We start from the raw sequence: 18,058 nt of genomic DNA, 5'->3' as shown, positions 1-18,058 counted from the left end.
CCGAGACGCAACGCGCGCCGTTCGACCTGACCGAGGCCGAGAGCGAGCTCGTCGCGGGCTATCAGACCGAATATTCGTCGATGTCGTTCGCGCTCTATTGGCTCGGCGAGTATGCCAACGTCATCCTGATGTGCACGCTCAACGCGACCTTGTTCTGGGGCGGGTATCTGCCGCCGGTCGATTGGGCGCCGCTTTATGCCGTGCCGGGGCTGGTCTGGCTGTTCGCCAAGATGCTGTTCTTCTTCTTCCTGTTCAGCTGGGTGAAGGCGACCGTGCCGCGCTATCGCTATGACCAGTTGATGCGGCTGGGGTGGAAGGTGTTCCTGCCGCTCAGCCTTGTGTTCGTTTTCCTGGTGTCGGGCTATCTGATGCTCGTGCGGGTGGGGGTGCCGTCGTGATCAGCCTCGCACTAGTCCTGCTCTTTCAGGCCACGCCGTCGCCGCAAACCATGCCGCCTGACGATTTTCGGCGGCAGGTCAGCTTGTCCAAACTTTGTTTTCTCGAAGGCGAAAAGCGAGGAGACGTGGGCCGCTTGGATCTAGTCGCTGGCGAAAACCTGCCCAACATCGCGTTGAAGCGCCCCGGTAGCGCTCCGCCGATTTTTCAAGAAGGTAAGATCACGTCCGTGTTGATTATGGACGGCGGCGAAAGCTCTAAATCGACTGTCGCGATCTCCGGTAAAGCGGGCAGCGAGGGCGCGACCCTTGAAATTCATACGACCAGAACTGGCGCTGCACCGGCCGTCTTCTCACTGTTTCTGCGGACTAGTGATGGATCATCGCACCGCTTCAGCTGCGTCGATAACTTGCGGCCGCCGCCTTCAGGAACGCCCAAATGAGCATCGCCCAAACGATCAAAGCCTTCACCCTGTGGGAGTTTCTGAAGGCGCACGCCAAGACCTTGAGTTATTTCTTCAAGGCGAAGGCGACGATCAACTATCCTTACGAGAAGAACCCGATCAGCCCGCGTTTCCGCGGCGAGCATGCGCTGCGCCGCTACCCGAACGGCGAGGAGCGGTGCATCGCGTGCAAGCTGTGCGAGGCGATCTGCCCGGCGCAGGCAATCACGATCGAGGCCGAGCCGCGCGCCGATGGCTCGCGCCGCACGACGCGCTACGACATCGACATGACCAAGTGCATTTATTGCGGTTTCTGCGCCGAGGCATGCCCGGTCGATGCGATCGTCGAGGGGCCGAATTTCGAATTTTCGACCGAAACGCGCGAGGAGCTCATCTACGACAAGGCGAAATTGCTCGATAATGGCGATCGCTGGGAGCGCGCGATCGCCGCGAACCTTGCCGCCGATGCGCCTTACCGTTAAGCGCCAGCCGATCCTGAGGGGCCTCCAGATATCGTGATCCAGGTTTTCGCCTTCTACCTCTTTGCCGCCCTCGTGCTGACCTCGGGCGCGATGACGATTGCGTCGCGCAATCCGGTGCATTCGGTGCTGTGGCTGATTTTCGCGTTTTTCAACGCGGCCGGACTGATGGTGCTGGTCGGCGCCGAGTTCATCGCGATGCTGCTGGTGATCGTGTACGTCGGCGCGGTGTCGGTGCTGTTCCTGTTCGTGGTGATGATGCTCGACATCGATTTCGCCGAGCTGCGCACGGGGGCGTCGCGCTACATCTGGCCGGGGCTGACGCTCGCCGTCGCGCTCGCGGCCGAGCTGGTCGTGACGGTGCAGGCCTGGTCGGTCGGGCCGATTGCGCTGGGGCGCCGCGCCGCGCCGATCACCGCCAAGCCCAATATCGAAGCGATCGGCGAGCTGCTCTATTCGCGCTACCTCTATATCTTCGAAGCGGCGGGGCTGGTGCTGCTGGTGGCTATGATCGGCGCGATTGTGCTGACCCACCGCAAGCGCACGGGCGTGAAGCCGCAGAACATCGCCCGCCAGAATGCGCGGCGGCCCGAAGAAGCCACGCGCAACGTCCAGGTGCCGGTGGGCGAAGGAGTCGAGCTGTGATCGGGCTGTTCCATTACCTCGTCGTCGCGGCGATCCTGTTCACCATGGGGGTGCTCGGCATCTTCCTGAACCGCAAGAACATCATCGTCATTCTGATGGCGATCGAGCTGATTTTGCTGGCGGTGAACATCAATTTCGTCGCGTTCAGCGCCTATCTCGGTGATCTGGTCGGCCAGATTTTCGCGATGTTCGTGCTGACGGTGGCGGCGGGCGAAGCGGCGATTGGGCTCGCGATCCTCGTCATCTATTTTCGCGGCCGCGGCACGATTGCGGTCGACGATGTCAACCGGATGAAGGGTTAGTTTTCCGTGGGGACGTCGATCCTTCTCATTGTTTTCCTGCCGCTGCTCGCGGCGATTGTCGCGGGGCTGGGCAATCGCGCGATCGGCAGCGTGCCGGCCAAGGTCATCACGACCGGCGCGCTGTTCGCGTCGTGCTTGCTGAGCTGGCCGATCTTCATCGCTTTCCTTGGCGGCGATGCCGTGAAGAGCGTGACGCCGGTGTTCGACTGGATTCGCTCGGGCGATCTGAACATTGCCTGGTCGCTGCGCGTCGATGCGCTGACGGCAGTGATGCTGGTCGTCATCACCTCGGTGTCGGCGCTCGTCCACCTCTATAGCTGGGGCTATATGGATGAGGACCCCGATCAGCCGCGCTTCTTCGCCTATCTGTCGCTGTTTACCTTCGCGATGCTGATGCTGGTGACCGCCGACAACATCGTCCAGATGTTCTTCGGCTGGGAAGGCGTGGGGCTGGCGAGCTATTTGCTGATCGGTTTCTGGTTCAAAAAGCCCAGCGCCAATGCCGCCGCGATCAAGGCGTTCGTGGTCAATCGCGTTGGTGATCTGGGCTTTATGCTCGGCATTTTTGGCACGTATCTGGTGTTCAACACGGTTCAGATCGACGAAATCCTGCGGCTCGCGCCGGGGATGGCGGGGTCGACGATCGGCTTCCTGTGGTTCCGCGCCGATACGATGACGGTCTTGTGCCTGCTGCTGTTCGTCGGCGCGATGGGCAAGTCGGCGCAGCTTGGCCTGCACACATGGTTGCCCGACGCGATGGAAGGGCCGACGCCCGTTTCCGCGCTGATCCACGCCGCGACGATGGTGACGGCGGGCGTGTTCATGGTCTGCCGCCTGTCGCCGATGTTCGAGACGTCGCCCTTTGCCTTGACGGTGGTGATGACGGTGGGCGCGGCGACGTGCTTCTTCGCAGCGACTGTCGGCCTTGTGCAGACCGACATCAAGCGCGTGATCGCTTATTCGACCTGTTCGCAGCTCGGCTATATGTTCTTTGCGGCTGGCTGCGGCGCTTATGGCGCGGCGATGTTCCACCTGTTTACGCATGCCTTCTTCAAGGCGTTGCTGTTCCTCGGCGCCGGCAGCGTGATCCATGCGATGCATCACGAGCAGGACATGCGTTTCTATGGTGGTCTGCGGAAATCGATCCCGATCACCTTTTGGGCGATGATGATGGGGACGCTGGCGATTACCGGCGTTGGCATCCCGGCGGTGTTCGGCAATGAACTCGCGATCGGTTTTGCGGGCTTCCATTCGAAGGACGCGATCATTGAAAGCGCTTGGGCGGCGGGCAATATCGGCGCGTCGATCACTGGCATCATCGTTGCGCTGCTGACGAGCTTTTATTCGTGGCGGCTGATGTTCCTGACCTTCTGGGGCAAACCGCGCTGGGCGGCTTCCGAGCATATCCAGCACGCGCTGCATGCGCATGGGCATGACGATCATGCTCACGATCACGGCCATGAACCGCATCACGCCGCGACCGGCGACGGCGGCTATCATCCGCACGAATCGCCCTTGTCGATGCTGGTGCCGCTGATCCTGCTGTCGGTTGGCGCGGTGGCTGCCGGGTTCGCCTTCCACGGCTTCTTCATCGAGCCTGCGTCGGGTGAGACATTCTGGCACGGCGCGGTGGCTTACAGCGAGCATCTCGCGCACGCGGCGCATGAAGTGCCGCTGATGGTCAAGCTGTCGACGGCGATTGTGATGCTGCTGGGGCTGGGCGGGGCGTATTACGCCTATGTCGCAAAGCCCGAACTGCCGGGCGCGGTGTCTCGCGCGGTGCCGTGGCTGCACGACTGGCTGCTGAAGAAATGGTATTTCGACGAGCTTTACGATGTGCTGTTCGTCAAGCCCGCCTTCGCTTTCGGGCGGCTGTTCTGGCACCGGGGTGACGAGCAGACGATCGATCGCTTTGGCCCCAATGGCGCGGCGGCGTTCGTCGCGCAGGGGTCGCGCGCGGCGGCGACGCTCCAGAGCGGCTACATCTACACCTATGCTTTTGTCATGCTGATCGGGCTTACCGCGCTGGTCACCTGGGCAATTGCGTCGTGAGCATCATGCGGATCTCAGCACCACCAAGTATCGTTCGCCCTGAGCTTGTCGGGCCGAAGACGGGCGGAGCCCAACGGCCGTTCTTCTTGGCAACCTTCGACAAGAAGGACAGGGCTTCGACAAGCTCAGCCCGAACGGATCAAGGGAAGTGGGACCAATGAGCGGAATGCCCATCCTCTCCCTCATGCTTGCCGTGCCCGCTGCGGCGGCGGTTGGCTGCCTGTTCCTGAGCGCGAACGGCGCGCGCTGGCTGGCGCTCATCGCGACTCTGGTCGATTTCGTGCTCGGCGTCGCGCTTTGGACCAATTTCGACATTGGCGGGCCGCAGTGGCAGTTCGTCGAGCGCGCCGATGCGATCTTCGGCCCGTTCGGCTGGGCGCTTGGCATCGACGGCTTTGCGCTGATGCTGATCATGCTCAGCGTGTTCCTGATGCCGATCTGCATTGGCGCGAGCTGGGAATCGGTCACCACTCGTGTGCCCGAATATATGGCGGCGTTCCTGTTCACCGAAGTGCTGATGATCGGCACGTTTGCCGCGCAGGACCTGTTCCTGTTCTACGTCTTCTTTGAAGGCGGGCTGATCCCGATGTTCCTGATCATCGGCATCTGGGGCGGCGCCAACCGGGTGTATGCGAGCTACAAATTCTTCCTCTACACCCTGCTCGGCTCGCTGCTGATGCTGATCGCGATGCTGTATATGGTGCAGCAGGCGGGGACGTCGGACATCCCGACCTTGCTCAATTACAATTTCCCGCGCGGTGTGCAGACGTGGCTGTGGCTGGCGTTCTTCGCGTCGTTCGCGGTCAAGATGCCGATGTGGCCGGTGCACACTTGGCTGCCCGACGCGCACGTGCAGGCGCCCACCGCAGGGTCAGTGATCCTCGCGGGGGTGCTGCTCAAGCTTGGCGGCTATGGTTTCCTGCGCTTTTCGGTGCCGATGTTCCCCGAAGCATCAGCGAGCCTGACCTGGCTGATCCTTGCGCTGTCGGCGATTGCCGTCATCTACACCTCGCTGGTGGCGCTGGTGCAGTCGGACATGAAGAAGCTGATCGCCTATTCCTCGGTCGCGCATATGGCGATCGTGACGATCGGTCTGTTCGCGTTCAACCAGCAAGGCATCGAAGGCGCGATGATCGTGATGCTCAGCCACGGGCTGGTGTCGGGCGCGTTGTTCCTGTGCGTCGGCATCATCTACGACCGGCTGCACACGCGTGAGATCAGCCGCTATGGCGGGCTGGCGATCAACATGCCACGCTATGCGATCTTCTTCCTGCTGTTCACGATGGCGTCGATCGGCCTGCCGGGGACGAGCGGCTTCGTCGGCGAATTCCTGAGCCTGGCGGGAGTCTATCAGGTATCGACGGTGGCGACTTTCCTGTGCACCACGGGGATCATCCTCGGCGCGGCGTATATGCTCTATCTCTACCGCCGGATCGCGTTCGGCGAGATTGTGCACGACGATGTGCGGATCATGCCCGACCTGAGCATGCGCGAAGTCGCGCTGCTGCTGCCGATCGGCCTCGCGGTGCTGTGGATGGGGGTTTATCCCGAAAGCTTCCTCGCACCGATGCGAAAAGACGCCAAGACGCTGGTCGCGCGGGTCTCGCGCGCGCAGCCTGCCGGGGATTCGCTGCCGACGCCGGGCACGCCACCGGTGACCGCAACCGCGCATGCGGAGGCGCATTGAGATGGAACTCACCAATAATCTGCTGATGACCTTGCCCGAGATCGTGTTGTCGGTCGGCGCGCTGGTGCTGATGATGGCTGCGGCCTGGGGTGGCGGCGCGCGCGCGATCGGCTGGACGGCGGTCGCGGTGCTGATCGGGGCGAGCATATCGCTGATCGGTCCGGCGACGACCGGGGGTGATGCCTTTGGCGGGCTGTACAAGGCAGACGCCTTTGCGAGCTTCGCCAAAGTGCTGATCTATGGCGCGGCAGCGGTCGCGATTTTGATGGCGCCGAGCTTTTTCGAGCGCACATCGGGCGACGCTATGCGGCCCGAATATCCGGTACTGATCCTGCTGTCGGCGGTCGGCATGGGGATGATGGTCTCGGCGGGCGACTTGCTGACGCTGTACGTCGGCCTCGAGCTCCAGAGTCTCGCCGCCTATGTCCTTGCGAGCATGATGCGGCGCGATCTGCGCTCGGCCGAGGCTGGCCTCAAATATTTCGTGCTGGGCGCGCTGGCGAGCGGCATCCTGCTCTACGGCATCAGCCTCGTTTACGGCTTCAGCGGCACGACGATGTTCGATGCGGTCGCGACGGCCTATACCGGTGCGCATTCCAAGGGCCTGTTGTTCGGGCTGGTGTTCGTGTTTGCGGGGCTCGCCTTCAAGATGAGCGCGGTGCCGTTCCATATGTGGACGCCCGATGTGTACGAAGGCGCGCCGACGCCGGTGACGGCGTTCTTCGGCTCGGCGCCCAAGGTTGCGGCGATCCTGCTCGCGGTGCGCGTCGCGATCGAGGCGATGGGTCCGGCGGTGTTCGAGTGGCGCCAGATCGTGGTGTTCGCGTCGCTCGCGTCGATCGCGCTCGGCGCGGCAGGCGCGATCGGCCAGACCAATATCAAGCGGCTGCTGGCGTATAGCTCGATCAACAATGTCGGCTTCGCGCTGGTGGGCCTCGCGGCGGGGACCGAGCAAGGTGTGTCGGCGGTGCTGACCTATATGGCGATCTATGTCGTCATGACGCTTGGCAGCTTCCTGATCGTGCTGCAGATGAAGGATCATGAGGGCCAGTCGATCGAGAGCATCGCCAGCCTGTCGGGCATGTCGCGCACGCGGCCGGGGCTCGCGTTTGCGCTGGCGGTGATGATGTTCTCGCTGGCGGGCATTCCGCCGCTGTTCGGCTTTTACGCCAAGTTCGTGGTGTTCTGGGCGGCGGTGCAGGCGGGGCTGTTCGTCTATGCCTCAATCGGCATCGCGCTGTCGGCGGTGGGCGCTTACTATTACCTGCGCATCGTCAAGACGATGTATTTCGACGAGCCTGCAGCGGCCTTCGCGCCGGTGAACGACCGCGTCGAGGGTGGGCTGATCGTCGCGTCGACCGTCTTCCTGTCGCCGCTCGGCTATTTCCTGATCCCGGCGCTCGGGCTGTGGAGCGCGGTCGCGGCAAAGGCGCTGTTCTGACGGCGACGATCCGGACCATTGCCACGACCGAATCGACCAACGCCGATCTGATCGCGCTGGCGGCGAGCGGGCTTGGCGAAGGGTTCTGGCTGCGCGCCGAACAGCAGACCGGCGGTCGCGGGCGGCAGGGCCGGGTGTGGCAGTCGCCGCCGGGCAATTTCCATGGTTCGACTCTCGTGCGGCTGCGCGCGTCTGATCCGGCGCCCGCGACCCTCGCGCTGGTGGCGGCTGTCGCGCTGGAGGAAGCGGTGCGCGTGCATGCGCCCGAGGCGGCGCTGGCGATTAAATGGCCCAACGACTTGCTGCTCGGCGGCGCCAAGCTCGCTGGCATTTTGCTCGAACGCGCTGGGGATGCGGTGGTGGTGGGGATCGGCGTCAATCTCGCGCATCATCCGGGCGACCTCGATCGCCCCGTTACCAGCCTTGCCGCGCATGGCACCACGCCGGAGGTTGTTACCTTCGCCGAGACACTGGCGGACAGCTTTGAGCGCTGGCTCGCACGCTGGCGGGGGGAGGGGCTCGGCCCCATCCGCGATCGCTGGACCGCGCGCGCGCATCCGGCAGGGACTGCGCTCGCCGCCAACCTGCCCGATGGCCAGCGGGTCGAGGGGCTGTTCGATCGGCTTGATCATGACGGCGCGCTGATCCTGCGCTTGGCGGACGGCAGCGTCCGTGCCATTCACGCAGCCGATGTGTTTTTGATCTGAGCGAAGGGAAGCGCGAAATGCTGCTCGCGATCGATGTCGGCAATACCAATGTCGTCTTCGCGGTGATCGACGCGGGGAGCATCCGCACGCGCTGGCGGATCGCGACCGATGCGCGGCGCACGGCGGACGAATATGCCGTCTGGCTCAACCAGCTGATGCAGCTTGAGGACATCGACCGCAAGGCCGTTACCGATGTGATCATCGCCACCGTCGTCCCGCGCGCGACGCACAACCTCCAGGTGCTGAGCGAGAAATATTTCGGCACCACCGCGCTGATCGCGGGCCAGCCGCCGGTCGCCTGGGGCTTTGAGATCGACGTCAAGGAACCAAGCTCGCTCGGCGCCGACCGCGCAGTCAATATCGTCGCGGCGCACGCGCTCCATGAAGGCGACCTGATCGTCGTCGACTTCGGCACCGCGACCAAGTTTGAAGTCATCGACTTCACCGGCGCGTATAAGGGCGGGATCATCGCGCCGGGAATCAACCTGTCGCTCGACGCGCTGGTGACGGCGGCGGCCAAGCTGCCGCGCATCGCGATCGAGGCGCCGACCGACACCAGCGTGATCGGTCGCGACACCGTCAGCCAGATGCATATCGGCATTTATTGGGGCTATGTCGGCATGATCGAAGGGCTGGTCGCGCGACTCAAGGCCGAGATCGGCCGCCCCGCGAAGGTGATCGCGACCGGCGGTCTTGCGGTGCTGTTCGAGAAGCACACCGGCGTGTTCGACGTGATCGAACCCGACCTGACCATTCAAGGGCTGGCGATGATGTGGGATCGCGCCCATATAAGCCGCTAGGCCGCTTCCCAAGCGACCGCCCCATTCATAAGGCGCGCGCCTTCTCGCGCATCGTCGCTGCTATTTCGTGGCGCATTCAAACCAGAAAGACAAAGACTTAAGTGACTCCAGGAAATGAACTGATTTTCGTCGCCCTTGGCGGCTCGGGGGAGATTGGCATGAACGTCAATCTCTATGGCTGCCAGGGCAAGTGGATCATGGTCGACTGCGGCATTACCTTTGCCGACCCGGCCTATCCCGGCATCGACCTGATCCTCCCCGACCTCGCCTTTATCGAGGAGCGCGGCGACGATCTGCTCGGCATCGTGCTGACGCACGGGCACGAGGATCACATCGGCGCTTTGCCCTATCTCGCCGAGGATCTGGGTGTGCCGCTGTTCGCGTCGCCCTTCACCGCCGGGTTGATCGCGGGCAAGCTTGAGGAAGAGGGCAATGCGTCGCGCATCGAGCTGAACGTCATAGAGCCGGGCGAGGAATTCGCGCTCGGGCCGTTTGGCTTGCGGTTCGTGCCGGTTGCGCATTCGATCCCCGAAGGCGCGGCGCTGCTGATCGAAACGCCCTTTGGCCGCGTGTTCCACACCGGCGACTGGAAGCTCGACGAAACGCCCGTGATCGGCAACCCCGCCGACCCCGAAGTGATCAAGGCGATCGGTGACAAGGGCGTGCTCGCTTTGGTGTGCGATTCGACCAATGTGTTCAATCCCGAAGCGTCGGGCTCCGAAGCGAGCGTGCGCGAGGGCTTGCGCGATGTCGTCAGCGCCGCGAAGGGGCGGGTGCTCGTCACCACCTTTGCGTCTAATGCGGCGCGGCTCAAGACGCTCGCCGATGTTTCACGCGATACGGGGCGCACTTTGTGCGTCGCAGGTCGCTCGCTCGACCGGATCATGAAGGTTGCGCGTGCAACGGGGTATCTGAAGGATTTCCCCGCCACCGTCGATTTCGATGAAGCGATGCGGCTGCCCGCGAACAAGGTGCTGATCGTCGCCACCGGCGGTCAGGGCGAGGAACGCGCGGCGCTTGGGCGGATCGCGGGGGGCAACCACCAGATCAGTCTGGGGCAGGGCGACACGGTGATCTTCTCGTCGAAACAGATCCCCGGCAACGAAGTCGCGATCGGCAAAATCCAGAACCAACTTGCGGCCAAGGGCGTGCTGATGGTCACCGACCGGCAAGCGCATGTCCATGTGTCGGGCCATCCGGGGCGGCCTGAACTCGCGACCATGTATGGCTGGGTGCGCCCGCAAGTGCTGGTGCCCGTCCACGGCGAAATGCGCCATTTGATGGAACAAGCGCGCTTTGGCTTGTCGGAAGGTATTCCCGGCGTGGTCGTGCAGACCGACGGCGACATCATCCGGCTCGCGCCCGGCACGCCCGCCAAGATCGGCAATGCGCCGGTCGGGCGACTGGTGCTCGACGGCGATGTGATCCTGCCCGCCGATGGCGCGACGATCAACGAACGCCGCAAACTCGCGGTCAACGGCCAGATTTCGGTCGCGGTCGCGATCCAGCGCGGCAAGCTGATCGGCGATCCGCAAATCCGCCTCCAGGGGATTCCGGTCGAGGAAGACCGTGAGCCTTTCATCGACGAAGCCGTCGATGCCGCTGCCAAGGCGGTGCGCGAGGGCGGGCGTGACCGCGACAAGCTGCGCGAAAGCGTGCGGCTGGCGGTGCGCCGCGTCGCCGGTCGCTGGACCGGCAAGAAGCCGATCGTCGATGTGCTGCTGATCGAGGCGTGAGGCAATGCAACTCAGCTCGTTGATCGCGATCTACGCGCTCTTCTGGGCGTTCTCGATCTTCCTTGTCCTGCCCTTCGGCGTGCGCACCGCCGATGAGGCAGGCGTCGCCAAAGTGCCGGGGCAAGCCGAAAGCGCGCCCGCAGTGTTCAAGCCGTGGCGCACGGTGATGCGGGTGACGATCGTTGCCAGCGTGCTGTTCACGCTGTTCCTGCTCAACGCCCATTTTGGCTGGGTGACGGCCGAATCGCTCGACTTTTTCGGCGGCATGAAGCCGGTCGAATAGCGGCGCGCGCGCACGGACACGCGCACGCCAACAAGTAAATTCGATCACAGACATGGGAAGCCATCGTTTCGCGCTGGGAACGGGGCGGCCTATGGTCGCGTCAGGGCTTTAGCGCGAGTCGCGCTCGCGAGCCCCAACCATGATTGGAGAGACGATGGACGCCGAAACCACGTGCCCCGTGCCGCACGAACGCCCCGACCGCGCCAAGATTTGGGGCATGTCGAACCGCGATTGGTGGCCGAACCAGCTTCATCTCGGCATGCTCAGCCAGCATTCGTCGAAGTCGGACCCGATGGGCGCCGAATTCAACTATGCCGAGGAGTTCAAGACGCTCGATCTCGACGCCGTCGTCGCCGATCTGCACGCGCTGATGACCGATTCGCAGCCTTGGTGGCCTGCCGATTATGGCCATTACGGCCCGTTCTTCATCCGCATGGCGTGGCATAGCGCCGGCACCTATCGCATTGCCGACGGCCGCGGTGGCGCAGGCTCTGGCACGCAGCGCTTCGCGCCGCTCAACAGCTGGCCCGATAACGGCAATCTCGACAAGGCGCGTCGCCTGCTATGGCCGATCAAGCAGAAATATGGCCGCAAGCTGAGCTGGGCCGATCTGATGATTCTGGCGGGCAATGTCGCGCTCGAATCGATGGGCTTCAAGACCTTCGGCTTCGCGGGCGGCCGCGCCGATGTGTGGGAACCCGAAGAGGACATCTACTGGGGTCCCGAGGGCAAGTGGCTCGACGACCAACGCTATTCAGGCGAGCGCGATCTCGCCAATCCGCTCGGCGCGGTCCAGATGGGGCTGATCTACGTCAATCCTGAAGGGCCGAACGGCAAGCCCGATCCGGTCGGCTCGGGTCACGACATCCGCGAAACGTTCGCGCGGATGGCGATGAACGATGAGGAAACCGTCGCGCTCACCGCTGGCGGCCATACCTTCGGCAAGGCGCATGGCGCAGGCGATCCCAGTGTCTATGTCGGGCCGGAGCCCGAAGGCGCCAATATTGACGAAATGGGCCTCGGCTGGATCAACACGATGGGTAGCGGTCGCGGTGTCGACACAATCACCAGCGGTATCGAAGGCGCATGGACGCCGACGCCGATCACCTGGGACAACAGCTATTTCGACACGCTGTTCGGCAACGAATGGGTGCTGACCAAGAGCCCCGCCGGTGCCCAGCAGTGGACGCCGAGCAATCCCGAAGCACAGGGCACCGTGCCTGACGCGCATGATCCGTCGCGCCGTCACGCGCCGATGATGACGACCGCTGACATGGCGATGCGGATGGACCCGGCTTATGAGCCGATCTCACGCCGCTTCCAGGCCAATCCTGATCAGTTCGCCGATGCCTTTGCCCGCGCGTGGTTCAAGCTGACCCACCGCGACATGGGGCCGCGTGCGCGCTACCTCGGCAAACTGGTGCCTGCCGAAGTGCTGATCTGGCAGGATCCGGTGCCCGCAGTCGATCACCCGCTGATCGACGATGCCGATGTCGCGGCGCTGAAGGCCAAGCTGCTCGGTTCGGGGCTGACGAGCGCCCAGCTGGTGAAGACGGCCTGGGCTTCGGCTTCGACCTTCCGGGGCAGCGACATGCGCGGCGGTGCCAATGGCGCGCGCCTCCGGCTCGCCCCGCAGAAGGACTGGGCGGTCAACGATCCGGCCGAGCTGGCGAGCGTGCTGAGCGTGCTCGACGGCATCAAGGCCGCGTTCGACGGCGCAGCGGCAGGCGGCAAGAAGGTGTCGCTGGCCGATCTGATCGTGCTCGGCGGCACGGCAGCGGTCGAGGATGCGGCGAAGAAGGCCGGGTACGACATCACCGTGCCATTCACGCCAGGCCGCACCGACGCGACGCAGGAGCAGACCGACGCGCACAGCTTCGCGCCGCTTGAGCCAATTGCTGATGGCTTCCGCAACTGGGCGCGCGATGATCATCCGCTCTCGCTCGAAGCACTGCTGGTTGATCGGGCGCAGTTGCTGACCCTGACCGCGCCCGAAATGACGGTGCTGGTTGGCGGCTTGCGTGTGCTCGGCGCCAATGCTGGCGGGTCGACGCAGGGCGTGTTGACCCATCGGGTAGGGACGTTGTCGAACGATTACTTCGTCAATCTGCTCGACATCGGCACCAAGTGGCAGGCCGTTGGCGGCGACGACGAAGCGTTTGAAGGCCATGACCGCGCGACCGGTGCGCTCAAATGGACCGGCACCCGCGCCGATCTCGTGTTCGGCTCGAACTCGGTGCTGCGGGCTGTCGCCGAAGTTTACGGGTGCAGCGATGGCGAGGCGAAGTTCGTCCACGATTTCGTCGCGGCCTGGACCAAGGTGATGAACCTCGACCGGTTCGATCTGCGCTGATCTGACGACAGCGTAAACCAATGACGGGGCGGCGTGCCGGGGGAACCTGGTGCGTCGCCCTTTCGATTCGGGGCATCATCGCATTTCGCTTTGACAAGCGCGCGCCACCCGCGAGACTGGGCGGCAAAGATCATAAGGGGAGGGCATTATGAACCGTTTTCTGGCGCATACCGGCGCGCATTATCCGATCGTGCAGGCGCCGATGGGCTGGATCGCGCGATCGGCGCTCGCCTCTGCCGTGTGCAACGCGGGCGGGCTGGGCATTATCGAGACGTCTTCAGGCGAGACCGAGGCGTGCCAGGCCGAAATCCTGAAGATGAAGGAACTGACCAGCGCGCCGTTCGGGGTGAACCTGCCGATCCGCTTCCTGAAAGACGACGCGATGCTGCATTTCATCTGCGGATCGGGCGTCAAGTTCGTCACCACTTCGGCAGGCAGTCCGGCGAAGTTCATCGCACCGCTGAAGGAGGCCGGGATCATCGTCTATCACGCGGTGCCGACGGTCGATGCAGCGATGAAGTGCGTCGCGGCGGGGATTGACGGGCTGGTGGTCGAGGGGTCCGAAGGCGGCGGGTTCAAGAATCCCGAGGAAGTGTCGACGCTCGTTCTGCTCCAGGCGATCCGGCGCGTCACCGATGTGCCGCTGGTCGCGGCAGGCGGCATCTGCGACGGCAAGGGCATGGCCGCTGCCTTCGCGCTGGGGGCGGAGGCTGTGCAGATGGGGACGCGTTTCGTTTCGGCTGCCGAAAGCCCGGTGCATCACAATTACAAACAGGCGATCATCGACGCCAAGGAAACCGGCACCTATGTGCTCAACCAGAAATCGACGCCGTGCATCCGCGCACTGAAGACGCAGCGGACGGCGGCGATTTTTGAGGCTGGGCTGATGCCGGCGGACACCTTCGCGCGGCTGCAGGAGCTGTATTTCGGCGGTGATATGGAGGCAGCGGTGGGGCTTGCCGGGCAGACATCGGGGCTGATCGACGAAGTGAAACCGGTGAAAGCGATCATCGACGAGACGATCGCCGAGTTCCACGTGATTTGTGCGCGCATGGGGGCGATGGCGGGCGTGGGGGCGTTTGGGTGAGGCTTCGGGAAAGGCGATCCGGTTCTTTCCCGACCCGTTGTCGTCACCCCGGCGTCGTGCCGGGGCCCACCGCGCAACCGAATGCAGCGCTCTCGGCGCGACCGGCTCGCTGGCGGATAGGTGGGCCCCGGCACAAGGCGGCGGTGACGGTGGGGTTCTGGCAGCTTTCGCCCCATGTCGGCCATAGCCGAGCTGGATGCCAATCCCAGAAGCCGATATTGTGGAGCGGATCTGATCTTCTCAAGGCCGCCCGCGGGAACGGCGCGACGGGGCGTCAAAACCGACCGGTGATGACACCTGCTTCGCGCCTCATCACGTCTTTGGATTAGACTGACGCCGAGGCTACCATCGCGTAACTCATCGGGATGCCCTTGCCCTCAAACGGCTGCCAATCCGTTTCAGCGATATTGTGGGCGTACTCACGAAACCGCTCAAGGCGGAAACCGTGATCAAGCAGTCCGCCAATGATCTCGGACAGCGTATGAAAGTGCCAGTATGCGGTTGAGCCGGTATGCTGCGAGCCATCGTAGGTGATAGCCTTCGTGATCGGATAGGGCTCCACGCGAAAGTAGTCATGCGCAATGCGCGCAAAGTCCGGAGCGTCGGGCTCGAACATTTCGAGGACAGGATGCATCTCGTAGATAAACATAGTGCCGCCAGAACGTAGCAGGCTGCGGACGGAGGCAAAGAACGGCTCTAGCGAGGGAAACCAGCCAAGCGTGCCGATCGTGATCACAACCAGGTCGAAGCGACCGAAATAGGCTTGCGGTAGGGCGTTTGCATCGCTCTCGACAAACTCCACGTCCTGTCCGGCCAGTGCTGCAAGTTCCCGCCCTTGGGTGAGGAACGCGAGTGAGATGTCGAATCCGATGCACTCCTCGGCACCCAGGTTCTTGATCGAAATCAGCTCCGCGCCGTTGTTGCAGCGGACATGCGCAACCGCTTTCCCTGCGACGCCTATGGTCGAAAGGATTTCGGTTGCAGTGGGGTCGAGGCAGGAGAAAGCTGGATCGGCAATCCGGCTCACTAGCTCCATCCATTCGGCTGCGTCCCGGTGATGATCTGCTGATGCATCCCAAGCTTTGCGGTTCGCCGCCGATATCGATGATGTGTCCATGCCGATCTCAGTACACCGAAACGGCCGTCGGCTAAGTACGCAATTCAGTCCGCTGCAGCCTGCTAATAAATATCACAACCGAACCGTTGTGACACCGCGCGTATGCCGGCTTTCGACTAAGCCGTTCCAAAAAGCCGACTGTCGCCTAACCACCAAACTAGGACCTTGAAGCTACTTATGGCGCCGCCGCCGCCCCTAACTCCGCAGCCGCTCGATCGCCTGCGCCAGCGCGACGTACAGCTTGCCCATGTCCGACGACAGCAAGGTTACGCTGATCGGCGCACCGTCACGCTGGGCGAGGACGCCGCGCAGCATGCTTTCGAAGTCGTGGATGTAGCGGTTGACCTGCTCGCGGAAGGCCGGGTCATTTTCGTGCAAGCGCGCAATTTCGCGCACTTCGGTGGCGTCGAGCAGGCGCACGGCGCGACGCGTAAAGACACCGCGATCACCCTTCAGATAAGCGGCCCAGGCGCTGTCGGCGACGTCGGTCGAGAATGCCTTGGCAATGTCGATCGAGGATGAGTTGAGCGCTTCGACCAACAGCGACGAACGGCGCCCGAAGCCATCGGTGTCGGCCTTTTCGCGTTCCTCCCGCGCATCCTCGATCCGTGCGTCGACCAGCGCGGTGGTCTCGGCGATCGTCAGCATCTGATCGGCGAGGCGGTTCGACGCGCGCTGAGCGGCGGCCACGGCATCATCGGCGGCGGTGGCGATGGCGCCGAGTTGCCGCTCGATCGCATCGCCCATCGCGCGCTGCATCGCTTCGGCACTGGCGTTTTCGATCAGCGTCGCCGCTTCGGGGATGACGCTGGTCAGCGTATCGCGCGCACGGTCAGCGGCGGTTGCGGCGGTATCGCGCACGCGGATCAGCGCTTCGATCAACTGAGGTGCGGCCTGTTCGGCGAAATGCTGGGTGCGGCCGATCGTCGCGTCGAGCGTTTCGCCAATTGCTTCGGCGCGCTCGCGGCCGGTCGCCAGCGCGTCGTTGAGCAGTTTGGAGAGCTGGTCGAGCGTCGCGCGCTGGCCCTGAATCACGCCTGCGATTGCCTCGATCGCGTCGTGCGTGCTCTCGGCGGCGGTTACCAGCGACAGCAGTTCGGGCTTGGCGCCCGCAACGACGCTGCGGCTGGTGGCGATGCGCGCGTCGAGCCGCGCAAGCGCTTCGGGCAGTGTCTCGTCGATTTCGCGCGCGGCGGCGTCGAGCGAGGTCAGCAGGTCTTCGCTGGTGTTGATCACCTTGCGCGCGGTCGCTTCGCCGGTGTTGAGCGCTTCGGTCATCGCGTCGGCCGAGCCACCGAGCGCGCTGATCGAGGCGGCGAGCATTTGCGTGCGGTCGATCCCGCGCTTGTGGAAATCGTCGACGCGCGCCTCGACGACCTGGAACTGATGGTCGAGATCGCGCACCAGCGCGTCGCTCGTGGTGCGCTGCTCGCCGAGCCGCGCGGCGATTCGGTCGATGACCTGTTCAATCGTGGCGATGCGCCCCGCCAGCGCCTCGACGCTGTCGCGGCTCGCGCGGTCGAGCGCCGATTGGTTCGCTTCGAGCATCGCCAGCATGGCGTCGCCCTGTGCCGCGATGCCTTTGCGCGCTTCGTCGACGGCGCCAGCGGTACGGCCGAGCAGGCCGTCGACCGCATCGGACATCGCGCCGGTGACTTGCTCCAGCCGCACGCTGGCGGTTTCGCTGGTCGCTTCCATCCGGGTGATGTGTGCGGCGAGCTTTTGCGCGGCGGTGCCGGTGACATCGTCGGCAATGCGCCCTTGCTCGGCGAGCGCGGCGAGCTGCGCGCCGAGCGCTGCGGCGCGTTCGCTGGCTTCGAGGCCGGTCGCTTCGAGCGTTCTGGCGATGCTGGCGGTTTCGCCCTGCGCGCGCGGGAGCGAGGCCAGCAGCACGCTGAGCGAGCGTTCGGCGGCGGTCACGGCATCGGTGAGCGTGCGGGCCTGCGCATCGGCGTGGCTGACCTGCTGGGCAATGCCCGACGTCGTCGCGGCGAGCCGATCGACCGCGCGGTCGCCAGTCGCTGTCAGCATCTCGGCTTGCGCGGCGAGTTGCTGGCCATTGGCCTCGATCCGGCGCGATACGGCAGCGAGGGTGGCGTCGAGCGCGCGCGCTTCGGCGCGCATCGCCTGCGCCGTTGCGCCGAAGCGGCGTGCCTCGGTCCGGCTGGTGCGTTGCGCGAGCAGCCACAGGATGCCGATCAATACGGGCGGCACACATAAGGCGGCGATGAACTGGACGAGTGCGAGCGGCGCGATACCGGCGCTCAACGATGGCCAGCTCAGCGCGATCATCCCGCCGAGCCAACCCACGACGGCGGTGAGGGCGAGCGCAGGTCCCAGCCAGCGCCAGACGGTCGCGGGCGGGGCTTCGTCCTCGAACTCGACCCGGTCGGGTGCCTGGAGCGGGAGTGGTGCAGACGGCGCGGCTTCCTCAAGCAGCAGCGCGTCGTCACCCTCGTCGGGCATTGCCGCCGCCGGCTTGTCGATCGAGCCGATCCGTAGATCGATGATACGCGAACCCCCGTTCATAC

The 18,058-nt window shown here is 64.2% G+C and carries 16 protein-coding genes; 14 read left to right on the top strand and 2 right to left on the bottom strand.

Annotated elements, in window-relative coordinates:
- The 14 genes from K2W81_RS11545 to K2W81_RS11480 all read left to right on the top strand — a co-directional run.
- The coding region (locus tag K2W81_RS11545; RefSeq protein ID WP_294104428.1) for a complex I subunit 1 family protein at positions 1 to 398 on the top strand (398 nt) is incomplete at its 5' end.
- Positions 395 to 838, top strand: coding sequence for a hypothetical protein (locus K2W81_RS11540; RefSeq protein WP_294104424.1), 444 nt, complete (start codon positions 395 to 397; stop codon positions 836 to 838). The genes K2W81_RS11545 and K2W81_RS11540, both read left to right, overlap by 4 nt.
- Positions 835 to 1,320, top strand: coding sequence for an NADH-quinone oxidoreductase subunit NuoI (gene nuoI, locus K2W81_RS11535; RefSeq protein ID WP_294104423.1), 486 nt, complete (start codon positions 835 to 837; stop codon positions 1,318 to 1,320). Before K2W81_RS11540 ends, nuoI begins: the two co-directional genes overlap by 4 nt.
- Before the next feature lie 33 nt (positions 1,321 to 1,353).
- Complete coding sequence (locus K2W81_RS11530; protein WP_294104422.1) at positions 1,354 to 1,962, top strand: NADH-quinone oxidoreductase subunit J; 609 nt, start codon at positions 1,354 to 1,356, stop codon at positions 1,960 to 1,962.
- Positions 1,959 to 2,264, top strand: a complete 306-nt coding sequence (gene nuoK, locus K2W81_RS11525) for an NADH-quinone oxidoreductase subunit NuoK (protein ID WP_066649099.1) — start codon at positions 1,959 to 1,961, stop codon at positions 2,262 to 2,264. The genes K2W81_RS11530 and nuoK overlap by 4 nt, the downstream gene beginning before the upstream one ends.
- A gap of 6 nt (positions 2,265 to 2,270) precedes the next feature.
- Positions 2,271 to 4,316, top strand: coding sequence for an NADH-quinone oxidoreductase subunit L (gene nuoL, locus K2W81_RS11520; protein ID WP_294104416.1), 2,046 nt, complete (start codon positions 2,271 to 2,273; stop codon positions 4,314 to 4,316).
- Positions 4,317 to 4,473: 157 nt separating this feature from the next.
- Positions 4,474 to 6,003 (top strand): NADH-quinone oxidoreductase subunit M, encoded by a 1,530-nt coding sequence (locus tag K2W81_RS11515; RefSeq protein ID WP_294104415.1) that lies wholly within the window; start codon positions 4,474 to 4,476, stop codon positions 6,001 to 6,003.
- 1 nt (position 6,004) lies between these two features.
- Positions 6,005 to 7,444, top strand: coding sequence for an NADH-quinone oxidoreductase subunit NuoN (gene nuoN, locus K2W81_RS11510; protein ID WP_294104414.1), 1,440 nt, complete (start codon positions 6,005 to 6,007; stop codon positions 7,442 to 7,444).
- Complete coding sequence (locus K2W81_RS11505; RefSeq protein ID WP_294104413.1) at positions 7,411 to 8,151, top strand: biotin--[acetyl-CoA-carboxylase] ligase; 741 nt, start codon at positions 7,411 to 7,413, stop codon at positions 8,149 to 8,151. Before nuoN ends, K2W81_RS11505 begins: the two co-directional genes overlap by 34 nt.
- 17 nt (positions 8,152 to 8,168) lie before the next feature.
- Positions 8,169 to 8,951, top strand: a complete 783-nt coding sequence (locus tag K2W81_RS11500) for a type III pantothenate kinase (protein WP_294104412.1) — start codon at positions 8,169 to 8,171, stop codon at positions 8,949 to 8,951.
- A gap of 101 nt (positions 8,952 to 9,052) precedes the next feature.
- Complete coding sequence (locus K2W81_RS11495; RefSeq protein WP_294104411.1) at positions 9,053 to 10,687, top strand: ribonuclease J; 1,635 nt, start codon at positions 9,053 to 9,055, stop codon at positions 10,685 to 10,687.
- A gap of 4 nt (positions 10,688 to 10,691) precedes the next feature.
- The gene (locus K2W81_RS11490) at positions 10,692 to 10,970 is read left to right on the top strand and encodes a DUF1467 family protein (RefSeq protein WP_294104410.1); all 279 of its coding nucleotides are present in this window, start codon (positions 10,692 to 10,694) and stop codon (positions 10,968 to 10,970) included.
- A gap of 154 nt (positions 10,971 to 11,124) precedes the next feature.
- A complete protein-coding gene (katG, locus tag K2W81_RS11485) occupies positions 11,125 to 13,323 on the top strand; it encodes a catalase/peroxidase HPI (protein WP_294104408.1) in 2,199 nt (732 codons plus the stop codon).
- A 148-nt stretch (positions 13,324 to 13,471) separates the two neighbouring features.
- Positions 13,472 to 14,410: a nitronate monooxygenase gene (locus K2W81_RS11480; protein ID WP_294104406.1), complete on the top strand. Its 939-nt coding sequence runs from the start codon at positions 13,472 to 13,474 to the stop codon at positions 14,408 to 14,410.
- 325 nt (positions 14,411 to 14,735) lie between these two features.
- On the opposite strand, the gene K2W81_RS11475 is transcribed toward K2W81_RS11480, so the two are convergent.
- Positions 14,736 to 15,527: a class I SAM-dependent methyltransferase gene (locus tag K2W81_RS11475; RefSeq protein WP_294104404.1), complete on the bottom strand. Its 792-nt coding sequence runs from the start codon at positions 15,525 to 15,527 to the stop codon at positions 14,736 to 14,738.
- A 195-nt stretch (positions 15,528 to 15,722) separates the two neighbouring features.
- Positions 15,723 to 18,056 carry a hypothetical protein gene (locus tag K2W81_RS11470; RefSeq protein ID WP_294104402.1) on the bottom strand — a complete coding sequence of 778 codons (2,334 nt, stop codon included), beginning with the start codon at positions 18,054 to 18,056 and terminating at the stop codon, positions 15,723 to 15,725.
- Positions 18,057 to 18,058 lie beyond the last annotated feature (2 nt).

This window comes from Sphingomonas sp., from assembly GCF_019749955.1.
In the GTDB taxonomy this organism is placed as follows: domain Bacteria; phylum Pseudomonadota; class Alphaproteobacteria; order Sphingomonadales; family Sphingomonadaceae; genus Sphingomonas.
Note: the sequence above shows the minus strand (reverse complement) of the source record. Positions and strands in the feature narration are given on the sequence as shown.

What these genes read in the sequence shown, in the direction of transcription:
- K2W81_RS11490 (WP_294104410.1), top strand. Translation starts at nt 10,692, where the DNA reads ATGCAACTCAGCTCGTTGATCGCGATCTACGCGCTCTTCTGGGCGTTC.
- K2W81_RS11500 (WP_294104412.1), top strand. Translation starts at nt 8,169, where the DNA reads ATGCTGCTCGCGATCGATGTCGGCAATACCAATGTCGTCTTCGCGGTG.
- katG (WP_294104408.1), top strand. Translation starts at nt 11,125, where the DNA reads ATGGACGCCGAAACCACGTGCCCCGTGCCGCACGAACGCCCCGACCGC.
- nuoN (WP_294104414.1), top strand. Translation starts at nt 6,005, where the DNA reads ATGGAACTCACCAATAATCTGCTGATGACCTTGCCCGAGATCGTGTTG.
- K2W81_RS11475 (WP_294104404.1), bottom strand. Translation starts at nt 15,527, where the DNA reads ATGGACACATCATCGATATCGGCGGCGAACCGCAAAGCTTGGGATGCA.
- K2W81_RS11515 (WP_294104415.1), top strand. Translation starts at nt 4,474, where the DNA reads ATGAGCGGAATGCCCATCCTCTCCCTCATGCTTGCCGTGCCCGCTGCG.
- nuoI (WP_294104423.1), top strand. Translation starts at nt 835, where the DNA reads ATGAGCATCGCCCAAACGATCAAAGCCTTCACCCTGTGGGAGTTTCTG.
- K2W81_RS11480 (WP_294104406.1), top strand. Translation starts at nt 13,472, where the DNA reads ATGAACCGTTTTCTGGCGCATACCGGCGCGCATTATCCGATCGTGCAG.
- K2W81_RS11470 (WP_294104402.1), bottom strand. Translation starts at nt 18,056, where the DNA reads ATGAACGGGGGTTCGCGTATCATCGATCTACGGATCGGCTCGATCGAC.